This is a genomic window from Nocardia speluncae NBRC 108251 (assembly GCF_001613245.1).
Classification (GTDB): Bacteria; Actinomycetota; Actinomycetes; order Mycobacteriales; family Mycobacteriaceae; genus Nocardia; species Nocardia speluncae.
On the sequence record NZ_BDBZ01000001.1, the window covers coordinates 494,458 to 519,607 of the forward strand.

General features: G+C 66.7%; 25 protein-coding genes. 12 read left to right on the top strand and 13 right to left on the bottom strand.

All coding sequences use genetic code 11. The features are described 5' to 3' along the window. Nucleotides 1–12 precede the first annotated feature (12 nt). The 3 genes from katG to NS6_RS02075 form a co-directional block, all read right to left on the bottom strand. The gene (katG, locus tag NS6_RS02065) at nt 13–2,244 is read right to left on the bottom strand and encodes a catalase/peroxidase HPI (RefSeq protein ID WP_068035641.1); all 2,232 of its coding nucleotides are present in this window, start codon (nt 2,242–2,244) and stop codon (nt 13–15) included. 31 nt (nt 2,245–2,275) lie between these two features. Continuing rightward, nucleotides 2,276–2,710, bottom strand: a complete 435-nt coding sequence (locus tag NS6_RS02070) for a Fur family transcriptional regulator (protein WP_068035643.1) — start codon at nt 2,708–2,710, stop codon at nt 2,276–2,278. Nucleotides 2,711–2,794: 84 nt separating this feature from the next. Next, a complete protein-coding gene (locus NS6_RS02075) occupies nt 2,795–4,201 on the bottom strand; it encodes a cytochrome P450 (protein ID WP_068035644.1) in 1,407 nt (468 codons plus the stop codon). A 100-nt stretch (nt 4,202–4,301) separates the two neighbouring features. On the opposite strand from NS6_RS02075, the gene NS6_RS02080 reads away from it, so the two are divergent. Together NS6_RS02080 and NS6_RS02085 are read left to right on the top strand one after the other, a co-directional pair. Next, nucleotides 4,302–4,913 (top strand): TetR/AcrR family transcriptional regulator, encoded by a 612-nt coding sequence (locus NS6_RS02080; RefSeq protein WP_068036080.1) that lies wholly within the window; start codon nt 4,302–4,304, stop codon nt 4,911–4,913. A gap of 114 nt (nt 4,914–5,027) precedes the next feature. Then, nucleotides 5,028–6,371 carry an NAD(P)/FAD-dependent oxidoreductase gene (locus NS6_RS02085; protein ID WP_068036082.1) on the top strand — a complete coding sequence of 448 codons (1,344 nt, stop codon included), beginning with the start codon at nt 5,028–5,030 and terminating at the stop codon, nt 6,369–6,371. 2 nt (nt 6,372–6,373) lie between these two features. On the opposite strand, the gene NS6_RS02090 is transcribed toward NS6_RS02085, so the two are convergent. Next, nucleotides 6,374–7,114 (bottom strand): hypothetical protein, encoded by a 741-nt coding sequence (locus NS6_RS02090; RefSeq protein WP_068035646.1) that lies wholly within the window; start codon nt 7,112–7,114, stop codon nt 6,374–6,376. Between the two features lie 236 nt (nt 7,115–7,350). Between NS6_RS02090 and NS6_RS02095 the strand changes: the two genes are divergently transcribed. Beyond that, nucleotides 7,351–8,424, top strand: a complete 1,074-nt coding sequence (locus NS6_RS02095) for a fatty acid desaturase family protein (protein ID WP_084470568.1) — start codon at nt 7,351–7,353, stop codon at nt 8,422–8,424. Nucleotides 8,425–8,506: 82 nt separating this feature from the next. Here the strand turns inward: NS6_RS02095 and NS6_RS02100 are convergent, their stop codons facing one another. Beyond that, nucleotides 8,507–8,869: a hypothetical protein gene (locus NS6_RS02100; protein ID WP_068035648.1), complete on the bottom strand. Its 363-nt coding sequence runs from the start codon at nt 8,867–8,869 to the stop codon at nt 8,507–8,509. A gap of 38 nt (nt 8,870–8,907) precedes the next feature. Next, nucleotides 8,908–9,711, bottom strand: a complete 804-nt coding sequence (locus tag NS6_RS02105; protein ID WP_084470569.1) for a peptidoglycan recognition protein family protein — start codon at nt 9,709–9,711, stop codon at nt 8,908–8,910. 268 nt (nt 9,712–9,979) lie between these two features. Between NS6_RS02105 and NS6_RS02110 the strand changes: the two genes are divergently transcribed. Further along, nucleotides 9,980–10,255 (top strand): helix-turn-helix domain-containing protein, encoded by a 276-nt coding sequence (locus NS6_RS02110; protein WP_068036086.1) that lies wholly within the window; start codon nt 9,980–9,982, stop codon nt 10,253–10,255. Here the strand turns inward: NS6_RS02110 and NS6_RS02115 are convergent. Next, the gene (locus NS6_RS02115; protein ID WP_068035650.1) at nt 10,217–10,453 is read right to left on the bottom strand and encodes a hypothetical protein; all 237 of its coding nucleotides are present in this window, start codon (nt 10,451–10,453) and stop codon (nt 10,217–10,219) included. The genes NS6_RS02110 and NS6_RS02115 overlap by 39 nt on opposite strands. Nucleotides 10,454–10,936: 483 nt before the next feature. Here NS6_RS02115 and NS6_RS02120 point away from each other — a divergent pair, with 483 nt between their 5' ends. Then, the gene (locus NS6_RS02120) at nt 10,937–11,710 is read left to right on the top strand and encodes an oxidoreductase (protein ID WP_068035652.1); all 774 of its coding nucleotides are present in this window, start codon (nt 10,937–10,939) and stop codon (nt 11,708–11,710) included. Between the two features lie 22 nt (nt 11,711–11,732). Here NS6_RS02120 and NS6_RS02125 read toward each other — a convergent pair whose 3' ends face one another. Together NS6_RS02125 and NS6_RS02135 are read right to left on the bottom strand one after the other, a co-directional pair. Further along, nucleotides 11,733–12,629, bottom strand: a complete 897-nt coding sequence (locus NS6_RS02125; RefSeq protein ID WP_068035655.1) for a LysR family transcriptional regulator — start codon at nt 12,627–12,629, stop codon at nt 11,733–11,735. 380 nt (nt 12,630–13,009) lie between these two features. Next, complete coding sequence (locus NS6_RS02135) at nt 13,010–13,930, bottom strand: NmrA family NAD(P)-binding protein (protein ID WP_068035658.1); 921 nt, start codon at nt 13,928–13,930, stop codon at nt 13,010–13,012. 105 nt (nt 13,931–14,035) lie between these two features. Here NS6_RS02135 and NS6_RS02140 point away from each other — a divergent pair, with 105 nt between their 5' ends. After that, nucleotides 14,036–14,599, top strand: a complete 564-nt coding sequence (locus NS6_RS02140; protein ID WP_068035660.1) for a TetR/AcrR family transcriptional regulator — start codon at nt 14,036–14,038, stop codon at nt 14,597–14,599. A 40-nt stretch (nt 14,600–14,639) separates the two neighbouring features. Here the strand turns inward: NS6_RS02140 and NS6_RS02145 are convergent, their stop codons facing one another. After that, nucleotides 14,640–14,900, bottom strand: a complete 261-nt coding sequence (locus NS6_RS02145) for a hypothetical protein (RefSeq protein ID WP_157112582.1) — start codon at nt 14,898–14,900, stop codon at nt 14,640–14,642. Between the two features lie 419 nt (nt 14,901–15,319). Here NS6_RS02145 and NS6_RS02155 point away from each other — a divergent pair, with 419 nt between their 5' ends. Continuing rightward, on the top strand, nt 15,320–16,732 hold the full coding sequence (locus tag NS6_RS02155; RefSeq protein ID WP_068035665.1) for a xylulokinase: 1,413 nt from the start codon (nt 15,320–15,322) through the stop codon (nt 16,730–16,732). Here NS6_RS02155 and NS6_RS02160 read toward each other — a convergent pair. Then, on the bottom strand, nt 16,715–18,190 hold the full coding sequence (locus NS6_RS02160) for a mannitol dehydrogenase family protein (RefSeq protein WP_068036088.1): 1,476 nt from the start codon (nt 18,188–18,190) through the stop codon (nt 16,715–16,717). The two genes, NS6_RS02155 and NS6_RS02160, sit on opposite strands and share 18 nt — an antisense overlap. Before the next feature lie 245 nt (nt 18,191–18,435). On the opposite strand from NS6_RS02160, the gene NS6_RS02165 reads away from it, so the two are divergent. The 5 genes from NS6_RS02165 to NS6_RS02185 are packed head-to-tail and all read left to right on the top strand — an operon-like array spanning nt 18,436 to nt 23,768. Next, nucleotides 18,436–19,434: a sugar-binding transcriptional regulator gene (locus tag NS6_RS02165; protein ID WP_068035667.1), complete on the top strand. Its 999-nt coding sequence runs from the start codon at nt 18,436–18,438 to the stop codon at nt 19,432–19,434. Beyond that, nucleotides 19,431–20,783: an ABC transporter substrate-binding protein gene (locus tag NS6_RS02170; RefSeq protein ID WP_068035669.1), complete on the top strand. Its 1,353-nt coding sequence runs from the start codon at nt 19,431–19,433 to the stop codon at nt 20,781–20,783. Before NS6_RS02165 ends, NS6_RS02170 begins: the two co-directional genes overlap by 4 nt. 2 nt (nt 20,784–20,785) lie before the next feature. Further along, the gene (locus NS6_RS02175) at nt 20,786–21,751 is read left to right on the top strand and encodes a carbohydrate ABC transporter permease (protein WP_068035671.1); all 966 of its coding nucleotides are present in this window, start codon (nt 20,786–20,788) and stop codon (nt 21,749–21,751) included. Next, complete coding sequence (locus tag NS6_RS02180; protein WP_068035673.1) at nt 21,751–22,623, top strand: carbohydrate ABC transporter permease; 873 nt, start codon at nt 21,751–21,753, stop codon at nt 22,621–22,623. Before NS6_RS02175 ends, NS6_RS02180 begins: the two co-directional genes overlap by 1 nt. Nucleotides 22,624–22,658: 35 nt before the next feature. Next, nucleotides 22,659–23,768: an ABC transporter ATP-binding protein gene (locus NS6_RS02185; protein ID WP_068035675.1), complete on the top strand. Its 1,110-nt coding sequence runs from the start codon at nt 22,659–22,661 to the stop codon at nt 23,766–23,768. A gap of 39 nt (nt 23,769–23,807) precedes the next feature. Here NS6_RS02185 and NS6_RS02190 read toward each other — a convergent pair whose 3' ends face one another. Together NS6_RS02190 and NS6_RS02195 are read right to left on the bottom strand one after the other, a co-directional pair. Then, complete coding sequence (locus NS6_RS02190; protein ID WP_068035677.1) at nt 23,808–24,395, bottom strand: DUF1707 SHOCT-like domain-containing protein; 588 nt, start codon at nt 24,393–24,395, stop codon at nt 23,808–23,810. 85 nt (nt 24,396–24,480) lie between these two features. Beyond that, nucleotides 24,481–25,140, bottom strand: a complete 660-nt coding sequence (locus tag NS6_RS02195; protein ID WP_068035679.1) for a TetR/AcrR family transcriptional regulator — start codon at nt 25,138–25,140, stop codon at nt 24,481–24,483. Nucleotides 25,141–25,150: the final 10 nt, after the last annotated feature.

Here is a 25,150-nt window from a genome sequence, read left to right on the forward strand (position 1 = left end):
AGGACTACGTGATCAGCGGATATCGAACCGGTCGTTATCGGCGACCTCGACCCACGCCGAAACGAAATCCCGGATGAAACGTGGTCCCGCATCGCGCTGTGCGTAGACCTCGGCCACCGAACGCAGCACGGAATGGGATCCGAAGACCAGATCGTTGGCGGTGGCAGTCCATTTGCGCTCACCCGAACGCCGGTCGAAGCCCTCGTACACGTTCTCCGCCGATTCCGAGGCCTTCCACTCGATGCCCTGGTCGAGAAGGTTGACGAAGAAATCCGTGGTCAACACGCCGGGGCGATCGGTGAACACGCCGTGAGTGCTGCCGCCGTGGTTGGCGCCCAGGACGCGCAGGCCACCGAGCAGGACCGTCAGTTGCGGCGCGGTCAGGTCCAGCATGTAGGCGCGATCGACCAGCAGGGTTTCCAGTGGTGCCTTCTCCCCCGGCCGCACATAGTTGCGGAAGCCGTCGGCCCGTGGTTCGAGTACCGCGGCCGCTTCCACATCGGTGTTCTCCTGGGTGGCGTCTGTGCGTCCGGGCGAGAACGGCACCGTGATGTCGTATCCGGCGTCCTTTGCCGCCTGCTGGACAGCCGCCGCCCCGGCCAGGACGATCAGGTCGGCGAGCGAGACGCGCTTACCACCGGTGGCGGAACTGTTGAAGTCTTGCTGGATCTGCTCGAGGACGGGCAGTACCCGCGTGAGTTCGGCCGGTTCGTTGACCTCCCAGTCCTTCTGCGGCTCGAGCCGGATCCGGGCACCGTTGGCGCCGCCGCGTTTATCGGTGCTGCGGAAGCTCGCCGCCGAGGCCCAGGCGGTCTTGACGAGTTGCGCGACCGACAGACCGGAATCCAGGACCTTCCTCTTCAACGCCGCGATATCCGCCTCGTCGATCAGCTCGTGATCCACCGGTGGTACCGGGTCCTGCCACAGCTGCGGTTCGGGCACCCAGGGGCCGAGATACCGGCTGACCGGGCCCATATCGCGGTGCAGGAGCTTGTACCAGGCCTTGGCGAAATGCTCGGCGAGTTCCTCTGGGTGTTCCAGCCAGCGGCTGGTGATCTCCCGGTAGATCGGATCCTCGCGCAGGGCGATATCGGTGGTCAGCATGCTCGGCGCGCGGGCCGGGCCGTCGAACGGGTCCGGGATATCGCCCTGGCCCGCTCCGTCCTTCGGTTTCCACTGCCAGGCACCCGCCGGGCTCTTGGTCAGCTCCCATTCGTAGCCGTACAGGTTCTGCAGGAAACCGTTGCTCCACTGGGTGGGGGTGGCGGTCCAGACGACCTCCGGGCCGCCGGTGATCGCATCGCGGCCGGTGCCCGTCCTGTAAGAGCTCTTCCAGCCCAGGCCCTGCTGCTCGATCGGCGCGGCCTCGGGTTCGGGGCCGACCAGGCTCGGATCACCGGCACCGTGGGTTTTGCCGAAACTGTGGCCGCCGACGATCAGCGCGGCGGTCTCCACGTCGTTCATGGCCATCCGGCCGAAGGTTTCGCGGATATCGCGGGCCGCAGCCACCGGGTCGGGCCGGCCGTTGGGTCCTTCCGGGTTCACGTAGATCAAACCCATCTGGACGTTGGCCAGCGGGCCGGAGAGTTCCCGGTCACCGCTGTAGCGTTCGTCGCCGAGCCAGGTGTCCTCCGGGCCCCAGTAGATCTCCTCCGGCTCCCAGATGTCAGGGCGGCCGAAACCGAACCCGAAGGTCTGGAAACCCATCGAGTCCAGTGCGACGTTGCCGGCGAACACCAGCAGATCGGCCCACGAGATCTGTGTGCCGTACTTCTGCTTGACCGGCCACAGCAGCCGGCGCGCCTTGTCCAGGCTCGCGTTGTCGGGCCAGCTGTTGAGTGGCGCGAACCGCTGCGCACCCTGGCCACCACCGCCGCGGCCGTCGGCGATCCGATAGGTGCCCGCGGCATGCCAGCTCATCCGGATGAACAGGCCGCCGTAGTTGCCGTAGTCGGCGGGCCACCAGTCCTGCGAATCGGTCAGGACCGCCTCGACATCGGCCTTGAATGCCGCGAGGTCGAGTTTCGCGAATTCCTTCGCGTAGTCGAAATCCTCGCCGAGCGGGTTGGATTTGGAGGTATGGGCGTGCAGAACCGAGACGTCGACCTGGTTCGGCCACCAATCCCGGTTGGTCCGGGGCCGGTTGCCGGTTGTGGCGGTCGGGGACGGAATCGCCGGATTTTCGCTTTCGCTGTTACTCGAAGTCCTGGTCTCAGGAGCAGGTGGACGGCTATCGGAGGTCACGATATTCCTTCCTGACGAGTGGTGCGGGCTGCTATCGAAAACGGTTCTCTTTCGCGCATTCGGGGCACACGCCCCAATAGATGACCTCGGCCTCGTCGATCGCGAAGCCGTGATCGTCGGAGGCCGTCAGGCACGGGGAGGCACCGACCGAACAATCGACATCGGCGATCGCTCCACACCCCCGGCAGACGACGTGGTGGTGGTTGTCGCCGACGCGGGTCTCATACCTGGCCACCGAACCGGACGGCTGGATACAGCGGAGCAGGCCGGCAGTGGTGAGCGTACGCAACGAGTCGTACACCGCCTGGTGGGATACGGCCGACAGGCGGGAGCGCACAGCACGGATTATCGAATCCGTATCTGCGTGCGGATTATCGTGCACAGCGCTCAGCACCGCGACCCGCGGTGCGGTGACGCGTAGCGAAACCCCCCGCAGCACCTGCTGGAAATCCTCGGCCGTTTGCACACCGGAAAGTCTCGTCCGTTTTCTGGAATCGGTCAAGGATAGACGGCCTCGTGGCACTGTGGCGTTCATCCCGGCCGAGCCGGATCACCCCGTGGACGCCGGACTCGACGCCCGGTTCTCCAGCAGGGTGATCGGCAGACCGTCCTTGGGGAACGGCAGGGAGTGGTAGTCCATCGGCGGGACATAGGCGGGGTCGAGCGTCCAGTGGTAGTCACGCAGCAGGCGGTGCATGATCGCCTTCACCTCGAGGCCGCCGAAGTACAGGCCGATGCATTTGTGAACACCGCCGCCGAACGGTTCCCACGCGAAGCGGTGGGATTTGTCCTCGCGGCGATCCGGGCCGAAACGGGCGGGGTCGAAGGCCGCCGGGTCGGTCCAGTAATCCTCCATCATATGAGTGAACTGGACACCCACGATGAGATCGGTGCCGGCCGGGATCCGGACGCCCTGGATCACCGTGTCCTTCACTGCGTACCGCACCAGGACCGGCACCGGGGCGCGCAGGCGCAGCGCCTCGCGCATCACCAGGTCGATCGAGACCAGGCCCTCGAGTTCCGTCATCGACGGCTCCGGCCCGAGTGCCAGCGACTCTTCACGGCAACGTTGCTGCCATTCCGGATGCTGGCCCAGGTACTGCAGAATCGTGGAGGTGGTGATGGTGGAGGTGTCGTGCGCCGCCATCATCAGGAAGATCATATGGTTGACCACGTCGTCGTCGGAGAACCGTTCGCCGTCCTCGGTTTCGACGTGGCAGAGAACCGAGAAGATATCGTCGGTCTGCTCGGCGCGTTTGGCGGGCAGGTAGTGGCGCAGGAAATCCTCGAGCACCTTGCGGCCGCGGTAGGCCCGGCCCCACCGGGTGAAAGGTATATCGGCGCGCACAATCCCGGCGGCTGCCTGGACGCAGGCGATGAATGCCTTGTTGATGCGGTCCATTTCGGCCTGGCTGGTGTCCTCGGCGCCACCCATGAACAGATCGGCGGCGATATCGAGAGTGAGCTGCTTGAGTTTCCGATACGACGGGAACTCCTTGCCGGGTTCCCATCCCGACACTCCCTGTTCGATGGCGGGGTGCAGGTGGCGAGTGTAGGCCTCGAGGCGCGGCCGGGTGAACGCCTGCTGCATGATCCGCCGGTGCCCGTGATGCTCCTCGAAATCGATCAGCATGAGGCCGCGATTGAAGAACGGGCCCACCAGTTCCGACCACGCCGGCCCGTTGGCCAGCGCCTTGTCCTTGTTCTGGAAGGCTTCACCGCAGGCGTCCGCTCCCAGGAGCATGACCGCCGATTTTCCCAGCGCACGGAACGGCGCGACCGGACCGTAGCGCTCCCAGCGGCTGCGGCACAGCGCCACCGGATCTTTGGCGTATTCGAAAACCTGGCCGACCACGGGCAGGCCGCGGTCGTCCCGGTGCTGAACCGGGATCGGCCGTGGTGCCGCGCTCTGCGCCGGTGCCGTTTCCTCGCGTGGTCCCAGGGCCTCGGCCGTCATGGTTCACCTCATGTCATGTGGTCTCTGTCACGTCCAGCCTGATTCAGGAAGGATGTCCTGTCAACCTTTGATCAGGTGGGCCTGTGGCATGCTGAAAAACGTGGCTGTGCAATCTGGTGTGTATCGGGGCGTCAGCGCCGCCGATCGCGCCGCCGAACGACGCAGCCGCTTGCTCGACGCCGCGCTGACGGTGTGGGCGGACCCCGAAACCCGGACCACGATGACCGCCGTATGCGCCGAGGCCGGCCTGAGCGAGCGCTATTTCTACGAGAGTTTCTCCGGCCTGGACGCGGCACTCGAGGCGGCGCTGGACCATATCGCCGCCGAGATCGAGGAGACCAGCCGCCGCGCCGCCGACGACGCCGGCCCGGATCCCGAGGCCCGGGTCCGTGCCTCGGTCCGCGCGTTCGTCCAGCTCCTGCAAGACGACCCCCGCAAAGGCCGGGTCGCCATCATCGAGGCCGTCGCCGTCCCCAAATTGCGGCAGCGCCGCACCCAGTTGCTCCGCCATCTGGCACACGAGTCGGCGGTCGAGGCGCGGGAATATTTCGGCGCGTCCCACCGCGGGGAGACCGCCGACGAAACCGCCGGGCTGCTCTTCATCGGCGGAATGGCCGAACTGGTGACTGCCTGGCTGGACGGCACCCTGGACGTATCCGCCGACGCGATCGTCGACGCCGCGGTACGCGTACTGCTCGGCCTCTATCGCTGACGAGCCGGCCCACACCACGCCCGCCCCGTATCCGAGGGAATCCCCCGCTGCGCATGTTTCGACCGACAGGTTCCGGGAACGGCGCCGGAAACCGACCGGAGAAGGAGGGTGGCCGTGCCGGACCATCAGAACAGCACCGACAGCGGGCCGCGACCGCGCCGGGTCGTCATCGTCGGCAGCGGATTCGCCGGATTCACCTGCGCTCGCAAACTCTGCCGCACCCTGGCCGCCGCGGGCGGCGATACCGAGGTCGTCCTCGTCTCGCCCACCGACTACATGCTGTACACACCGCTGCTGCCGGACGTCGCCGGCGGGCTCATCGACCCCCGGTTCGTCGCCGTCTCGCTGACCGACGCTCTGCCCCGGGTCCGGCTGATCGTCGCCACCGCGGAATCGATCGACCTGGACAACAAGACGATCACCGTCACCAGCGATCACCACGGCACCCGCGAGCTGAACTGGGACCGGCTGGTGCTCACCCCGGGATCGGTGACCCGGTTGTTCGATGTGCCCGGACTCCCCGAACACGGCCGCGGCCTGAAAACCGTTGCCGAAGCGCTGTACCTGCGCGAGCAGTTGATCCGGCAACTCGAACTCGCCGACCACGAGGACGATCCGGAAATCCGGCAGGCCCGGCGCACCGTCGTCGTGGTCGGCGCGTCCTACGCCGGGACCGAACTGGTCGCCCAGCTCCGCGCCCTCGCCGATACCTACGCGGCCCGCCGCGGTTTCGACCCGTCCGAGATCCGTTTCCTGCTGCTCGATATGGCCGACCGGGTGATGCCGGAGGTCGGCGAGAAACTGAGCGATCAGGTGCTGTCCGTCCTGCGCGGCCGCGGGATCGATATCCGCCTCGAGATGTCACTGAAGGAGCTCAGCGGCGACCGCGTAGCGCTCACCGACGGCACGACTGTGCCGACCTACACCGTCGCCTGGGTCACCGGCGTTACCGGGGCTCCGGTGCTCAGCACACTCGATCTCCCGATGGAACGCGGCCGGTTGATCGTGAACGCCGATCTGCGGATCCCCGGCCATCCCGACGTATTCGCCGGCGGTGACGCGGCCGCCGTCCCGGATCTGACCCAGCCGGGAAAGATCACGCCACCCACCGCCCAGCACGCCACCCGTCAGGGCAAAGTCCTGGCCCGCAATGTGGCCGCGAGCCTGGGAACCGGGGCGCCGGTGCCGTACAAGCATCGCGATATGGGACTGGTGGTGGACCTGGGTCCGCGTTTCGCCGTCGCCAACCCGCTGGGCCTTCGCCTCTCGGGGCTGCCCGCCAAAGCGGTTACCCGCGCCTACCACACGTTCGCGGTGCCGCGCGGGCTCAACCGGTGGGCGATAACCCTGACCTACCTGACCAACGCCGTCACCCCGCGACCCCTGACCCTGCTCGGTCTGGTCAGTCCCGAGGAGTCCAGTTTCCGCGCCAGCGAAGGAATCCGGCACCAGGTGTAGCATTACCGCACCGCTACCGGAGTCGGACCACCGACGATCCGGGTCAGAACCTCGGCGAGCGCCTGTTCGACATCGGCGGTCTGGTCTTCGGGACTACCGCGGGTATGGGCCGCGACGGTGAATCCCGGCCCGAAGGATGCCGACGCGACCTCCGGCGGCGGAAGATCCGACCAGCCCCATTTACTGCCCTGGACGCCGGGCAGCCGCGCGGTGCCCCAGTTCTGCTGGGTGCCATCGGCGGCCGTCGGCGGGGCACTCGCCATCCACCCGAGGGTCGGCGAGGTGGGATCGGTCGCCTGTTTCGCGGCGAGGAAATCGGCGAGGTCGGCCGTACTGGTCGTGGCGGTGTTCCAGCCCGCGCCCGCAGTGGTCTGCGCCAGACCGTATTCCGCGGCGACCGCGCCGATGGCCTGCGGGTATTTGGCGGACACGGCATCGGCGGCCGCGTCGTCGGACAGGCGGATCATTCGTTCCGCGTGCATCCGGTCCATGGGGGAACCGTCACCATGGCGTAGGGCGTAATCGGCCAGATAGAGCTTGGCCATCGACAGCGCGCTACGGGTTTCGAATTCGTTCGGCGTACCCCAGCGCAACCCGTTCGGCCCGCGCACCGAGATCGCGCTACGGACCGGCACGCTCTCGGCCGGAGCACCCGGTGGCGGTAACGGTTGCGCGACCGCCGGCGCCGGCCCGGAACAGGCGGCGGCGATCAGGGTCGCCAGGAGCAGGATGCGATATCTCATCACTCGCCTCGTTCCGGTTGGGGAGACTGCCGGCGGATTGCGCATACCCGCTCCACCGGGAAACGAACGGGCCTGTTTCGCCCGGTGGCGCGGTCACCGGCCGATTCGAGCGACCGGGACCGGGAATGCGCAGGGGCGACGGTAGGGTGAGCGCACAGTCGACCGCGACGGTCGGCCGGCGGCGGTCACGGATGATCCACCGGCGAAACGACACCTGTGCAGAGATCGGTTACCACATGACGGCAAAAGCCGCCGAATACGCTGTTCCCGCCGGCCGGATCGACGCACCGCGTCCGCAACACACCGCCCGGAGCAGCGACTATTCCGGGTTGTTGCGGCAGGTACGCGATGCGGGGCTGCTGGACCGCCGGCCGCGGTATTACGTCGGGAAGGTCGCGGCCGTCCTGCTCGCACTGGTCGCCGGGTGGACCGCTTTCGTCCTGATCGGCGAATCGTGGTGGCAGCTGGGTACGGCGGCCTTCCTGGCCGCGGTCTTCGCCCAGCTGGCCTTCCTCGGTCACGATGCCGGGCATCGCCAGATCACCGGCCGCCGCAACCGCGACTACCTGCTGGGGATCCTTTTCGGAAACCTCGCGATCGGGGTCGGTATCGGCTGGTGGACCAGTAACCACAACCGGCACCACGCGCACCCCAACACCGAGGACGCGGACCCCGACATCATGGGGGTACTCGCGCATTCGAGCCTGCGCGCCCGCGCGGGCCGGGGTCTGCGCGGAGTCGTCTTCCGGTACCAGGGCTGGCTGTTCTTCCCCATGCTGCTGCTGGAAGGCTGGAGCCTGCACTTCTCAAGTGTCCGCGCCATCGTGCGCCGCGATATTCCCCGGCGCGGGCTGGAAGCAGCGACGCTGTTCGCGCACGCCGCCGGTTACCTGACCGTCGTCTTCCTGGTGTTGCCGCCGCTGCAGGCCATCGTTTTCACCGTGGTGCAGCAAGGCCTGTTCGGGCTGTACATGGGTGCCACCTTCGCACCCAACCACAAGGGTATGGAGATCCTGCCGGCCGGTGACAACACCGACTATCTGCGCCGCCAGGTGCTGACCGCACGCAATGTCCGCGGGGGATTCGTCGTCGATACCGCGTTCGGCGGTCTCAACTATCAGATCGAGCACCATCTGTTCCCGTCCATGCCCCGCCCCAACCTGCGCCGCGCCCAGCCGATCGTCGCCGCGTACTGCGCCGATCTCGGAGTGCCCTACTGCGAGACCGGTGTCATCGCCTCCTATGCCCAGTCCATCGGGCACCTGAACACCGTCGGACAGTCCACCCGCACGACGGCCGCGCACGCCTGATCACGCTGCGCACAATGCGCGACCGTTTCTTGCCGCAGCAGTTCCCCGATGACGCCATGCCGATATCGGCCGGGTGATCCGGTTACGGTCGCGGATCTACCTGCCGCGGCGGACCGGACCGGTCGCCGGTCATCGGCGGCGGGGGCGGCACATCGACCCCCAGATTCAGCAGCGACGAGCGGACTACGACATCCCAGGAGGTGTGCTGAGATGCGGCGAGGCGGCAGCGCTGTTCGGAATCGGCGACCACACGCCGGTGAGCCTCCAGTTCCGCTGTCATGGCCGCAATCTGCCGTGACAGCGGTTCGACCATCTGCGCGGCCGCCTGTGTGAGCACCTGGACCGCATCGGCCCGGCGCTTACGCCTGCTGAACAACCCGGCAGCGCAGACACCGCCGACGCCGGTGACCAGGCCGCCCAGGACAGAAGCCAGTTCGGTGATCATGCTGCCTCCTCTCCGGCCGGGCGGACCGGCGCACCTCCTCAGGCGCGCCGGTCTGTGGTGGGGTCGCGGAAGCCGGGAATCTTCAGGGCCGCGCCGATAACACCGAGCGCTTCGGCAGTGGTCCGATCGCCCAGGAAGTCCCAGCCCGGGAAATCGGCGCCGCGAGCGGTTCCCGATCCGGCGAGCTGGTCCAGTGCGAGCCCGACGTGTTTGTCGAGGTAGTGCAGCATGGTCCGGACGGTGACCTGGTCGCCGTGGTGGTTCGTGATCTCTTCGTCGAGGAAAGCCATGTCCTCGTTCCTTCCGTCCAGTAGTGCCTGTACATCCCGGCGGAAGGCGTTCATATCGATACCCGCCGGGTCGATCTTTCCCTCGCTGGAGTACTCGTGGTGGGCCACGCAGTCGCCGGAGCCACGGCCGAGCCGGCGCAGGATCGCGGCGCAGCCGCGTTTGTAGGCATCGAGCTGGACCGGCGTCCAGTCCCAGGGCGGGGTGCCGCGGGAGACGGCTTCGATACCGATCGTGTGGTAATTCGCGTTATCGGTGGGCCAGCCCGGCCGGCTGCCGCGGCCGGCGTGCCAGCAGACCCCGACGGCGATCACGCGGTAGCTGCCGTCCTTCTCGAGCACCAGTTGTGCAAGTGGCCCCGGTAGCCCGGGACGTCCGTCTTGCACGATGCGCCAGTCGTTCGGCCCGCCACCTGCCGTGTGATGACACAGAACGCCGCGGATATCGAGGAAATCACCGTGGCCGCGTTGCCTCCAGCCGTCGTGTTCGATAACGGCCAGCCCGGCGTCACGGAGCACATCGGCCAGCCAGATCGGGTCGCCGGTCCAGCTCATCGGACCCTCCTGCCTTCGTTCGATTCGCAGGCGCACCGTGATCTCCGGGTGTCGCCTGCCACCCGGCTGCAATCCGCACAGTTCGAGGTTCTGAACTGCGGTGATAGGCAACCGCTCTACTACAGAGTAGGCCGCATTCGGTCTCTTTTCAACCTGCATCGGTCCTTTTGCATCCCCCTACGGTCCCTATCGAACTGCCACGCAAGGACGCCATGCCGAAGCTATCGGGCACTTGATTAAGACCCTGCCCCCTCCCAGAATGGTCGACATGAATGCGACGCCCGCCGAGTCGGAGGATGCGACTGCCGAGGAGGCGAGGCTGGACGCGGCGCTGGGCGCGGAAGTGCGCGCGATGCGCGCCCGCCGCAGCTGGACCCAGGAAACACTGGCCGAGGCAACCGGCTACAACAAGAAGACCATCGCCCGGCTCGAACACGGCAAACGGGCGATGACCGTGACGCAGCTGTACAAGATCTGCCGGGCGTTCGGGATCCGGCCCAGCGAGCTAGTCGGTGCCGCGGAGAAAGAAGTCGGCATCCAGTAACTGCGCAGCGTCCACGCCACGCCGGCGCGCCTCTACGACGAACGACGAAACCGTCGTCGCGGCAGGATCGTTGTCCAGACGGTCCGCCATCGCCACGGTGGGGTCCCGAGTTTCTTTGCCCATGAGCGTTTCCAGTTCGTACGGATCCACGCCCGCGAGGTCGATCCCGCATTCCCCGCCGAGCCCGACAGTTCCCACTCGACCCCCTCCACGAGGGCCAACGCATTGAGCCGGGCACAGGCTCTTCACCCGAACCCGACGCCGAGTGTAATTTCTCTTGCGCGATCCGCCCAGCGCCGGAAGGAACATCACGGCAATACGTTTCATGCAGGGATGCGCACCGCCGTGTGACACGCCGGTGCGGGCAGCGACACACCGGCAACGCCCCCGCCTACAGAACCCGCGTGTGGTCGCGCGAGGTGTGGCATGGCGGGAGAGTTCCGCCACGAGACGATGACCAGGTGGCAACGCGGTCCAGAAGCGGACTTCCGGAAAGTGAGGATCGGGGATAGGTAACCCCTATGGCGTCCCCTGAGTTTTCGTCTTTGCTTCGCGCCCCATCCACGACTTACGTTCGAGAAGCCCGACGGGGAGCGAAACTCCCCGAAAACAATTGCTTCTCGAGCATATTCATCCATTCAACATCGGGCGGACATTACCCAATCGAAAGGAACGGTGGCGATGACCACTGCCGGAAACACGTCGGCAACCGCAGAATTCACCGGGAAGCGGGCCCTTGTGACGGGCGGTTCTCGTGGAATAGGGGCGGCCGTCGTACGACAATTCCTGGACGCCGGCGCCCAGGTACTGGCAACCGCCAGATCGGCCACGAACACCGTGCCGGAAGGTGCCACATTCGTGGCTGCCGATGTGCGGACACGGACCGGTGCCCAAGCACTCGCCGCAGCCGTCGAAGATACGCTCGGCGGGGTGGATATCGTGGTCCACAACGCGGGTGGTGCACAACCGCACCGGGGTAGCTCGACCATTCCCGATGCGGAGTGGCAGGACGCGCTGGACCTGAATCTGCTGGCCGCAGTGCGCCTCGACGCACTGCTCACACCGGGGATGCGGGACCGGGGATCGGGGGCGATCGTCCATATCTCCTCGGCAGCCGTCGCCGCCCCGGTGGCACAGTTCCTGCACTACACCGCAGCCAAGGCAGCGTTGGAGAATTACAGCCTGGGCCTGGCAACGGAACTGGCCCCGTTCGGGATCCGGGTGAACACCGTTTCGCCAGGACGGACCGCCACCCCCGGCGGCGAGGCAACGCGGGCACAGTGGGCAGATCTCGATCCGGCGGCCGCCGGGCTCGACACCCCGGTCGTGCCGCTGGGACGCGAAGGCCGGCCGGGCGATATCGCCCACGCGGTGATGTTCCTCGTCTCCGACAACGCGAGCTGGCTCACCGGGGGCAGTCTCGTCGTGGACGGCGGCGAGTTCCACCGGGGCTGATACACGACGCCCGCCCACGGTGTCAGGGCACCGGCACGAAGCGGTCCGAACCGGTCCAGCTCTCCCTGTGCAACAGCTCGAGCAGGGCCGCTTCCGCCGGGCCCGCGCCGGGCCGGACCACGGCAACAACAGGCTGCGACACAATCGGGAACACCGGACGCGCGAGATGTTCGTAGCCGTGGGGTACCGCGGAGGCCGGCACCAGTGTCACGCCCAGCCCGTGGGCGGCCCAGCGCACCGCCGTCACCGTCTGCGATACCCGGCCGGCCGTGCTCGGGGTGAGCGCGTTATCGCGCAGCACGGCCGCCAGAACGCCGTCGAGGGCACTGTCGCGACCGAACCGAATCCACGGCTCCTCCCCCAGGTCGCATAGTTCGACCCGGTCTACGGCGAGCTGTGGGTGCCCGGCACCCAGCACCACAACGAATTCCTCGGCACCGAGCGGGTGTGCGTTTTCCGGGGTTTTCTCGCATTTCGCCATGAGGGCCAGATCGAGCGCCCCCCGGCGGCACAGCTGGTCGAGTTCGGCGGCGCTCGGCTCCTCGAACACGGTGGCCTCGACCCGGGGAAAGCGGCGGCGCAGCGCGGCCAATGCGCGCGGTAGCTGCCGCGCACCGAAACCCAGCTGCACCGCGACCACCAATTCGCCCACCAGCTCGGCGGAATCGGCCCGTGCGGCGGCTTTCGCCCGCCGGGATGCGTTCACCGCGACCGTCGCTTCACGCAGGAACGCACGTCCGGCCACTGTAGGTACCAGCCCGGTCGGCGTACGCGCGAACAGCTGCACACCGACCTCACGTTCGAGACCACGGATCTGCTGCGATATCGACGGCTGCGCAACATGCAGCAGCTCCGCTGCCGCTGTCACCGAGCCCGTTTCGGCAACGGTGAGGGCGTACTCGTATCGGCGCAGCGTCATCCGTCATCCTCCCGCGGTGAACCCACGCTCACCCGTTCACTCCGTGTGCTCGATATCCCGGGTGCGGCACCGGCCTGCCCAGGTGGTTGCCGCCTGCACGCGCAGTCCCGGTAAACCGGAAACCGAATTCCCGGCCACCGTATTCCGCGGCCCCGGGCAGAGCGCGCACCGCCATCGCCCGGCTGCCGAGAGGACCGGCCCACACCGTGGATACGCACTCCGGAACGACCGAGCAACCCGGGCACGACCGCAAGGCCGAGATCGTCGAGGCCTTCACCGACGCCTTCGGTGACATGATCGCCACCGATCCGGAGGCCTTCCGAAAGAAATTCCGCAAGATGGCCGATACCCCGTTCGCGTTCTACCGCGGTTCGGCCTTCCTATGTGCTCCGCATGTGCTGCTGGGCCCAGCTCCGGAACCCGGTGAGCGGAATCCCCAGAGCTCGTGCATATTCCGGGCGAGCCGGCTGGCCTTCGACGTTCATGAATGCATGGGAGGCACCCATCGGGGGCATACCGGCCGCCACAGCCTGCTCCTCGGTCATATCCGGAGCGGACAGCGGGGTACCGAGGACTTCCGAGAGGACCTCGGCGATTTCGGACATGGACAGATAGTCGCTAGCCAGTTCCAGTTCCACCCGATCGAATCGTTCCGGTTCCGCGACGGCCGCGGCGGCCGCCTGCCCGATATCGGCCACCGCGGCCAGCGACAGCCGCGTATCCGGTTTCAGCACGCTCACCAGGCCACCGGAAATCCCGCGAGGGAAGAGGAAGGCCATGTCGGGAAGAAAATTCTCCATGAAGAAACCCGGTTTGAGAATGGTCCACCGGGCAAAACCGGCTGCGCGAACCTGCTCTTCGATGGCCTGCTTCGTATTCAGTGACGGCGCGACCGCATTCCAGCGTCCTTCTGCCCAGCCGGGTATCTCGGTATGCCGGCCGGCACCGGACACCGACGTGTGCACGAATTGCGATACGCCGGCGGCTCGTGTGCTTTCCAGCAAATTGACGGCCTGGTCGAATTCCCCGGCGAAATCGAATCCCGATTCCGTCAGCGGTGCCTGCTGGATCGAGAAGACCGCGCGCGCACCCGTTGCGGCCCGGGCTATCGAATCCCGGTCACGCAGATCGCCCGCGACCAGCTCGGCCCCCAGCGCGGCGAGGTCGGCGGCCGGCCCGGTGACCGGATCGCGGACCAGGGCGCGAACGGTAACGCCGGCCGCAAGCAGTGCACGGGCGGTGGCGCCACCCTGTTTGCCGGTGGCGCCGGTTACCAGTACGGGCGCGGATCCTACGGACATCAGGTCTCCTCCACTACGGGCGAAATACTAAACGGCGGGGCCCGCCGTTTAACTTCCGCTAGAATACGGCGGGCCCCGCCACTTGGCAATCCCGAGAGGAAAACGATGCCGGATCAGCAACGCGCCGACGCCCGGCGCAACTACGCGCGCATCCTCGCGGTCGCCGAGGCGGAGGTCGCCGCCCACGGATCCGCGGCCTCACTGGAGCAGATCGCCCGTACCGCCGGAGTCGGCTCCGCGACGGTGCGCCGCCATTTCCCCACCCGTCGCGCCCTACTGGAAGCGGTCTCCCACGAACGGGTCGAAGTCCTGCGCACACGCGCGGAGGAACTGAGCGGCGCTGCCGACAGCCGGGCAGCACTACTGGAATGGCTGGGCGATGTCGTGACCTACTGCGTCGAGGCCCGGGGCCTGGCGGCCGCGCTGGCCTACGACCTCGAACCCGGGTCACCACAAGAGAACTCCTGCGCGGCAACGATCCACGAGGCCGGCGACCCGCTCCTGGGTCGCGCGATCCGTGACGGGGCCGTCGCTCCGGACGCCACCATCACCGAGTTGATCACACTCATCATCGGCATCACCCTGGCCACCGAAACCCTCCCCGACCCGGCCGATCGCGCACACCGCCTTTTCCAGCGCGCTATCACGGGGTTGAGCCCGCAGAACTGAACCGCCCGGCGCCGGAGAACCCGCTGGTCGTGCTCGGAGCTCAACTCGACCGGCGCCGAACCTCCCGCTCACATGCCTGCAAGAACTCGCGTGGATCGAATCCGAGTACCGGGCCGATCGCCTCCAGCGACCTGCGCGACAGCTTTCCGCCCCGTTCGGCATGCATGGTCGTCCCCGGCAGCAGGAACGCGGCATTGTCGAGCTCCAAACACGTGAGGCCGACCATCCGGCGCTCCAGTGACAACTGCTCGCCGGCCACCACGTCGGCCTCCGCGAAGAGTTCCTGGTCGTCCATGTCCACGCCCCCAGTGTGGACCCGCAACCCCTCCGGCCTCCCCCGTTTTCCGAGAATGCCCGAAGCTGCCCGCGCTACGCTCCGGACCGTGGCGGAGCGGCCCATCACGCGCAGACACCGTCGAGATGAGCGAGCAGGACGCGCAGCGGATGCCGATCGGCCAGGTGCGATGCCTGGGTGCTCGACAGCCGATCGTCACTCGCCGGCGCACGCTGAACGGCCCGGGGCGAGCACGGACCAGCGCGGGCGCGGCGAAATCGATCTTGCCGACACACTCGGCACCGGTAGCGAATTCATCTCCGAGCCGCTGTCCGGGCTCGGTAGCCGTTCGGGCCGAACCGGATGTGGCGTCGCGGGCGCGTGATCAGGTGCCCAGCTGCCGAGATCGGTGCCCGGCGTTCAGGGCAGACCCTACGCTTGACCGCATGCCACTCGTTGCCGGTGTCGATTCGTCCACGCAGTCGTGCAAGATCGTAGTTCGCGATGCCGAGACCGGCGCGTTGCTGCGGCAGGGTCGCGCAGCCCATCCCGCAGGCACCGAAATCGACCCGGTGCACTGGTGGTCCGCATTCGAGCGGGCGGCGGCCGCGGCCGGTGGACTCGCCGATATCGACGCCCTCTCGGTCGCCGCGCAGCAGCACGGCATGGTATCGCTCGACGAGGACGGCAGCTGTGTCCGGCCTGCCCTGCTGTGGAACGACACCCGGTCGGCGGCGGCAGCGCAACAACTCGTCGCGGAACTGGGCGGCGCCCAGGTGTGGGCCGACGCGGTCGGTGTCGTACCGCTCGCGGCCATCACGGTGGCGAAACTGCGCTGGTTCGCCGATAACGAGCCTGCTGCGGCCGATCGGGTGGCGGGCATCTGCCTGCCACACGACTGGCTGAGCTGGCAGCTGGCGGGCGCCGGAAGCATCGATTCGATCGTCACCGATCGCGGTGACGCGAGCGGTACGGGCTACTACGCGACAGCCACGGACCGATATCGGCCCGAACTGCTCGAATTGGCCTTCGGCACACGGCGTCCCGTTCTGCCCCGGGTCGCCGCACCGAACGAGATCACCGGCGCCGCAGCGAGAATCGCGCCCGGCGCGGCGCTCGGTCCCGGATCCGGCGACAACGCGGCCGCTGCCCTCGCACTGGATGCTCGCGACGGCGAGGTGATCGTGTCGATCGGGACCTCGGGCGTCGTCTCGGCGGTCAGTTCGACCATCGCAAGCGATGCGTCAGGGGCCGTAGCCGCGTTTGCCGACGCCACCGGCAGGCAGCTACCGCTGCTGTGCACGCTCAACGGCGCACCGGTCCTGGACGCGATGGCCGGGCTGCTCGGCGTCGATCACGAGCGCCTCGCCGAGCTGGCCCTGAACAGTTCGAGCGAGGGCCTGGTCCTCGTCCCGTACCTCAGCGGTGAGCGCACACCCGACCGGCCCGCGGCCACCGGCGCGCTGCACGGATTACGCCTGACCAACGCGACACCGGGACATTTCGCACGAGCCGCGTTCGAAGGGCTGCTGTGCGGGCTCGCCGACGGTATCGATCGACTGCGTGCGCAGGGTGTGCGTACGGACCGGGTACTGCTGGTCGGCGGTGGCGCACGTTCGCGAGCCTTGCGCGAACTCGCCCCGGCGATTTTCGGGATGCCTGTCGCGGTACCCGAACCCGGCGAATATGTTTCCGACGGCGCGGCCCGCCAAGCGGCTTGGGCGCTGTCGGGTGCTACCGAGCCACCACCGTGGCCCCGCCCGGCCACCACGGTTCACGAGGCGGCCCCGGCCCCGCAGATCCGCGAGCGGTACGAGGCCGTCCGAGATCTCACCGACGGTTCACCCCTGCTCGGCTGATGCGGCCACAGTCGCATGCGCGCCGTTCTCGTGCAGCGACCGCAATGCGGCCAGGTAGGGCGTGACGAAGGCCGGTTCGTCGACGAGATCACCGAATACGGCGCGTTCGGTGAGAAACGCCGTGGGTTGCGCGCGCTGCATCCGGGCCAGCGCGCCGAGGCTCTCTCGCAGCGGATCGACGATATCGATCGGCTCGCCCCGCTCGTCCACACCCTCGGCATACCGAGCCCAGCCCGCGATCACCGCGGCCGCACAGGTGATGTCACCGCCGTCGCGTAACCGGCTGCGCACCACCGGCAGCAGCCATTTGGGAATCCGGTCCGACGATTCGGCGCACAAGCGGGCGATGGTATCGCCGATGGCGGGGTTGGCGAACCGTTCGATCAGGGTGCGCTTGTACACGTCCAGATCGACCCCGGGCACCGGACGCAAGGTGGGTGTCGCCTCGGCATCCATGTAGCGCAGCAGGAATCGCTCGAACACCGGATCCTGCGCGGCCTCGTGGACCAGACGATATCCGCTGAGGTAGCCGAGATAGCCCAGCGCCTGATGGCTTGCGTTCAGCAAGCGAAGTTTCATCAGCTCGTACGGCGCGACATCGGCAACGGCCTGGACACCTACCGTCTCGTAGGCGGGTCTGCCGAGGGTGAATTCATCCTCCAGCACCCACTGGGTGAAAGGCTCGGTCACCACCGGCCAGCTGTCGTCGATCCCGTAGCGTCGCGCTACTTCCGCTGTCGTTTCGGCAGTCGCGGCCGGGGTGATCCGGTCGACCATGGAATCGGGGAACGCGCCGGTCCGCTCGATCCATTCCGCCAGGCCCGGATCGCGTAGCCGGGCGAACGCGGTGAACACGGTGCGGGCGATCTGCCCGTTGCCTTCGATATTGTCGCAGGACATGATCGTGAACGGCGCCAGGCCGCGCGCCCGGCGCCGGGCCAGCGCTTCGACGACGATTCCGAAGGTGGTCGCCGGGACGGCCCCGGCCGCGAGGTCGGCGACGATCGCCGGGGTGCGCGAATCGAATTCACCGGTCGCCGCAGAGAAGTTGTAACCGCCCTCGGTGATCGTCAACGACACGATGCGGGTGCGTTCGTCGGCGAGCTTCACGAGTACGGCCTCCGGATCATCGGGCGCGTACAGATATTCGACGATCGAACCGATGACCCGCGTTTCCCAGGTCCCGTCGGGATGGGTGACCGACAGTGTGTACAGGCAGTCCTGCTCGGCCATGACGTCGCGCATCCGTCGATCGGACGGAAGAACGCCGACACCGCAGATCCCCCATTCGCGAGCCTCGCCGAGTTCGAGCAGCCGATCCAGGTACATCGCTTGATGGGCCCGATGGAACCCGCCGACACCGAAGTGCACGATGCCGGTTTCGATACCGGATCGGTCATAGGACGGCACGGAAACGACCTCGGCGAGCTGCTCGATCGCCGAGGCGCGCAACCGCACCGGCCCGGACAGCGCGGTCTGTCCTTGCATCGCATTCCTTCCCGAGCTTTCGGCCCCCACGTGTCAAGCCCGCCAGCGGATTTCTGTTGTGTACGTCACAATTCGAATGTTACCTTGTGTGAGCACCCGTTCATGGTCTGATCATCTGCTCACGTACGTATCGGCTCGCCGCGCGGCTCCGCTGGGACGCCACCCCGAGTCGGCCCGTTCCCGATCCGGCCGTCGACCGGCCCGCTCACCAAGGAGTGCCCGTGACCACCGAGCCGCCCCGTCCACTCGCATCCGAGGATGTCCGGCTGGCACTACGCGCGGCAACCCTCTACCACCTGGAGGGCGCTACTCAGGCCGAGATCGCCGCGAAACTCGGAGTATCGCGGCCCACTGCGGGCCGGCTCATCGCCCGGGCCCGCGCGCAGGGACTGATCCGCATCGAGATCAGCATCCCGGACGAGCTCGGCGCCACCGTGCACACCGAACTCGAGCGCAACCTCGAGCAGAACTTCGGTCTCACCGAAGCCGTCGTCACGAGCGCGGTACCCGACGGATCCCCGGCCGGGTACTACGCCCTGGGCCGTGCGGCGGTGGGTGTGCTCGCGCGCCGGCTACACGAACGAGACACCCTCGGGTTCACCTGGGGGCCCGAGACCGTCGCCGTGGCACAGGCCCTCAAACCACGATCGGCGCGCTGCGCCACCGTCGTCCAATTGGACGGCTCGATGACCACCACGAATTACCAAACCGGTGTCGACTTCACCCTCGGCACCTGCGCGCAACTGTTGCAGGCCGAGCCGGTCCGACTGCACGCGCCGCTGTACGCCGACGCAGCGACGGTCACCGCACTGCAGAACGATTCATTGATGGGCCGTGCGCTCGAGGTCGGCCGCAATGCGGATGTGATGATCTTCGGAATCGGACCGGTCTCCACTGCCACGACCCTGTTCGAGGGCAGCTACCTCGATACCGCACTACTGGACGAGCTGCGCAGGCTCGGCGCCGTCGGCGAGATGGGCGGGCGGTTCTACACCCGCGAGGGCGCCGATATCGACAGTTCACTCACCGCGCGCACGGTCTCGGTCCCGCTCGACGCGGTGCGCGCTTGCCCGGCCGCCGTGCTGGTGTCCGGCGGTGGAAACAAGCACGAAGCGATTCTCGGTGCACTCAATGCGGGCCTGGCCGACATCGTGGTCACCGATATCGACACCGCACGGTGGCTGGTAGAACACAAGGAGGCAGCGCCCCGATGAGGATTCGTTCGAAATATCTCGCCGTCGCGATCGCGGCAACGATGACCCCGGCCTTGTCCGGTTGTGCGGGCGCCGGCTCGTTCGTCGGCGGCGGAGCCGATGCGGTGACCATCGCGATCATCTCGAACTCACAGATGCAGGACGCCATTGCTCTGTCCGACCGGTTCGAGCGCGAGAATCCCGGTATCGAACTGAAATTCGTCTCACTGTCGGAGAACGAGGCCAGGGCGAAGATCACCGCTTCGGTCGCCACCGGCGGCGGCGAATTCGATGTGGTGATGATCAGCAACTACGAAACCCCGCAGTGGGCGGAAAACGGCTGGCTGACCGACCTCTCGGAATACGCCGACCGGACACCCGGTTACGACGAAGAGGATTTCATTCCCTCACTGCGCCGATCGCTGTCCTACGAAGACAGTATGTACTCGGTTCCTTTCTACGGTGAGTCCTCGTTCCTCATGTACCGCAGGGACCTGTTCGAACAGGCCGGCCTGGAAATGCCGGCCGAACCCTCCTGGGAGCAGGTGGCCGGATACGCCGCCACCCTCGACGAACCCGGCGAAACCTCCGGTATCTGCCTACGCGGCAAACCCGGCTGGGGCGAAATGCTCGCGCCGCTGAACACGGTGATCAACGCGTTCGGCGGACGCTGGTACGACGAGAACTGGAACGCGCAGCTCACCAGCCCCGAAACCCTGCGCGCGGTGCAGTTCTACGTCGATCTGGTCCGCGGCCACGGGCAATCGGGCGCGGCGACGAGCGGATTCAGTGAATGCGCGACACAGCTGGCCCAGGGCCGCACAGCCATGTGGTACGACTCGACTGCCGCGGTATCGGTCCTCGAGGATCCCGCGTCGAGCCGGGTTGTCGGCAAGATCGGCTACGCACCCGCCCCCGCCGCGGTGAAATCCGATACCGGCTGGCTGTATTCGTGGTCGCTGGGCATTCCGACCACCAGCGACAAACCGGACGCGGCGTGGAAGTTCGTGTCCTGGATGACCGATAAGGACTATCTCGAGATGGTCGGCAACGAGCTCGGCTGGGAGCGGGTGCCGCCGGGCAGCCGGCTGTCCACCTATGCCATTCCGGAGTACGAGCAGGCGGCCGCCGCCTACGGACCGCCGACCTTGGCGGCGATGGAGAAGGCCGATCCCGAGAACCCGGCGGTCGCACCGGTCCCCTATACGGGTGTGCAGTTCCTGACGATTCCCGAATTCCAGGACCTCGGCACCCGGGTCAGTCAGCAGATCAGCGCCGCGATCGCCGGACGGATCAGCGTCCGCGAAGCGCTCGAACAGGCGCAGCAGTACGCCGAGGTCGTCGGCGAGACCTACCGGGAGGCGCAGTAGCCATGTCGAGCACCACCACAGCAGAGGCTCCTCCGGCCGGCCCCGGTCCCGAAAAGGCGATACCACCGTCGGGCCGCCGCGCCGTCTCCCGCGCGGAAGGATGGCGGCGCCGCGGCCCGCTGCTGCCCGCACTGATCTTCATGATCGTGGTCACCCAGATCCCGTTCCTGGTGACGCTCTACTACTCGACACAATCGTGGAACCTGGTGCGTCCCGGCTCGCAGCAGTTCAACGGGCTCAACAATTACGCAGACGTCTTCTCCGACAGCCAATTCCGCACCGTCGCGCTGAATACGGTGCTCATGATCGCCGGTACCGTCCTGATCTCGGTGATACTGGGCCTGCTACTGGCATTGCTGCTGGATCGGAAGTTCTTCGGGCGCGGAATCGTACGCACGCTGCTGATCACCCCGTTCCTGGTCACCCCTGTCGCCGCGGCGTTGATCTGGAAGACGACCATGCTCGACCCGGTATTCGGCCTGGTCAATTTCGCTCTGCAGCCGTTCGGCGTCGGCGAGATCGACTGGATCAGCCGGTTCCCGCTCCCGGCGGTGATGGCGAATCTGGTCTGGCAGTGGACACCGTTCATGATGCTGCTCATTCTCGCCGGATTACAGTCCATGCCCCGCGATACCGTCGAGGCAGCCCGGGTAGACGGCGCCGGCGCGTTCGCGATCTTCCGCGAGCTGACCCTGCCGCATCTGCGCCGATTCATCGAACTGGGCGCCGTCCTCGGCGCGATCTACCTGGTCAACACCTTCGACGCCGTGTACATGATGACCTCCGGTGGACCGGGTGTGGCCAGCGCCAACCTGCCCTACTACATCTACCAGCGCGCGTTCCTCGGTTTCGATATCGGGCAGGCGGCCGCCATGGGCGTGGTCACCGTGGTCGCCACGATCATCGTCTCGACCCTGGCGCTGCGCCTGATCTTCAAGAGTTTCACCGGGAACGAGGAGGCGGCCTGATGAGTATCGCTACTACCGCAGGTATCGATGCCCCGGCGGCGGCACCTGTGCGACCCACCCGGCGCCCGGTTCGTGACTCGGTATGGGCAATTCTGGCCTGGGTGATCGCTCTCGGCTTCTTCTTCCCCGTCCTGTGGATGGTGCTCACCGCCTTCAAAGAGGAGGGCGACGCCTATACCGATCCGCCGAAACTACTCTTCACCCCCACACTTCAGCAGTTCCGCGATGTCCTGCATAGTGGCATAGGTACGACGTTACTCAATTCCGTTTTCGCGACCGGCATCTCGACCCTGCTCGTATTGCTGCTCGGGATCCCCGCCGCATTCGCCCTGTCCCTGCGGCCGGTGCGAAAAACCAGGGACGCGTTGTTCTTCTTCGTCAGCACCAAAATGCTGCCGGTGGTCGCGGCGATCATCCCGCTGTATGTGATCGTCGGCGATATCGGGATGCTCGACAATATCTGGACGCTGGTCATCCTCTACACAGCCATGAATCTGCCGATCGCGGTGTGGATGATGCGCTCGTTCTTCCTCGAGGTTCCAGGCGAACTACTCGAAGCCGCGACCATGGACGGCGCCGGTCTGTGGACCTCGGTCCGCGAGGTGATCCTGCCGCTGGTGTCCCCCGGGATAGCCGCCACGGCGCTGATCTGCCTCATATTCTCCTGGAACGAATTCTTCTTCGCGGTGAACCTGACGGCCGTTCAGGCGCAAACCGTCCCGGTGTTCCTGGTCGGTTTCATCACCGGCCAGGGCTTGTATTGGGCGCAGCTTTCGGCGGCGGCGGTACTGACCGCTCTCCCCGTGGTACTGGCCGGGTGGATCGCGCAGAACAAACTCGTGCGCGGCCTGTCGTTCGGCGCGATCAAATAACTTGCCCGCTCGTCCAGAATCAGGAGTACACAGTCATGGCCGAGATCTCGTACAAGAACGCATCATGCGTCTACCAGGGTGCCGACCAGCTCGCGGTCGATTCGCTGAATCTCGATATCGGCGACGGGGAATTCGTCGTCCTGGTCGGCCCTTCCGGGTCCGGGAAGAGCACCGCCCTGCGCATGCTCGCCGGGCTCGAAGAGATCGACGGCGGCACCATCATGATCGATAACGAAGATATGGTCGGTGTCGCACCCAAGGACCGGGATATCGCGATGGTGTTCCAGAACTACGCGCTGTATCCGAACAAAACGGTCGGCGAGAACATGGGTTTCGCGCTCAAGATGCGCGGCGTCCCACACGAGGAACGCAAACGCCGGGTCGCCGAAGCCGCGAGACTACTCGATCTCACCGAATACCTCGATCGCAAACCGGGAAAACTATCCGGCGGTCAGCGGCAGCGAGTCGCCATGGGCCGCGCTATCGTCCGCGAACCCCGCGTGTTCTGTATGGACGAACCACTCAGCAACCTGGATGCGAAACTCCGGGTCCAGACCCGCACCCAGATCGCCGCACTACAACGCCGCCTCGCCACCACCACCGTCTACGTCACCCACGACCAGGTCGAGGCCATGACGATGGGCGACCGGGTCGCGGTGCTGAAATCCGGCCGCCTCCAGCAGTTCAGCACGCCGACCGAACTGTACGACCGCCCCGCGAACGCCTTCGTCGCCGGATTCATCGGTTCCCCCGCGATGAACCTGTTCACCGCACCCCGCACCACCGACGGAGTTCACATCGGGGCCACGACCCTCGAATTGCCCAGGGCCACCATGAGCCGGCTGACCGACGCCGGGCTGGAGACGGTCACGGTCGGGATTCGCCCCGAGCAGCTCGAATTACGCAAGGACGGCACAGGCTTCGCTGTGGTGGTCGAACTGGTCGAAGAGCTGGGCAGTGAATCCTACGTCTACGCGCGCGGCACCGGCGGATCCCACCCCGCACCGAACGGGTTACCGGTCACCTTCGTCGCCCGGTCGGCGAGCCGGTCACCGGCGAAACTCGCAGAGAGCGCGACCATGGCTGTCCGCCCGGACGCCACCGTCCACCTCTTCCATCCCGTCTCCGGCGAGCGAATAGCATAGTGAAGCCGGGTGTGAACGGGAAGGACGAATGCTAACCCCTCACTCCCGTTCGGAGTCGCTTCCGGACTCGAGCTGGCGGATCCGCTCGGCCGCCTTACGCAACCGCTTCTTCCGCGCGGCGGCGTCGGATTCCTTCAACTCCTCGTAGATCTCCTCGTCGGCGTCGCTGAACCGCAAAGCCACCCGGGGGATACTGAGAGTGACGATCAGCGAGGGCCAGACCAGCCAGGCGTAATCCCAGTCCACCACCAGTTGCAGTACGAGGAAGGTGACCAGTGTCGCCCCGATGATCAGCCAGTCCAGTGATTCGACCAGCGCGCCCCGGCTACGCAGCGTCGTGAGTTCGACCTCGGCCGGAGCGGCCGGCACCGCAGGTATCGGCTCCGATCCAGGGGCGACCGTATGCACCCGGCCGTCCACGTTTTCCAGCGGCACCCCACCCGGCAGCCCACGAAACGGCTCGCCGGCAGCCTCCAAGGTGCGAGCCACCGCAACCTCCCCGGATCGGTCGTAGAACTCCTCGGTGCTCAGCCGCCCGGCCGCATAGTGCTCGGCAAGCACGTTCAGCGCATGCAGCCGATCGGTATCGCCGAGTCTGAGATCATCCGACGGGTCACGACCGGTCATAACGATTCTCCGACTTCGTGGGGCACAGGTATGCCGTCCAGTCTATGCGCAACCTCTGATGGCTCGGTTGCGCCCACGATGTGGGCTATGTCCGGATACCGTCGCGGATCAACCGCGTCTCATCGGACGCCGGCGCGTGCAGTAAACCGTCCCACGCATCGATGAGGGAGGACAGTTCGGCTCGACCGGGCACCGCGCCGGACCGGTTGTAGCGGGCCAGGGTGTGCAGCACGCTCTGGTACACCATCCCGATCCGCTGGCTGCGGAGCTCTTCAGGCAATTGCGCGAGCGCCGCGCGCAGGGCACGGTCGACCCCGAACCCGCTGTCCGTCATCGCCGGGTCCACGGAACTGAAACTGCGTGCCAGTATTTCGGTTTCCATCAACCTGTCGAGCAGGCCGACGTAGTTGTTGCCGGCGCGCAGCGTATTCGCCAGCGGCTGCACCATGATCCACAATGCCGCGCGGGTCGTCGGTGCGTCACCGTCGGCTGTCGAGCGGGCGACCAGCGCTTCCCGGTCGGCGCTGATCGCGGGCAACCGGTACGCGAAAATCGCGCGCAGCAGGTTCTCCTTGGAACCGAAGTAGTATCCGATCACCGACGCATTGTGCTGCCCGGCTGCGCTGCGGATATCGGCGAGGGTGACACCGTCGTAGCCTCGCCGAGCGAACAACCGCTCGGCTGTTTCGATCAGAAGTACCCGGGTTCCTTCACCGGCACTGTAGCGGCCGCGTTTGGCGGTCATGGGCGTTCAC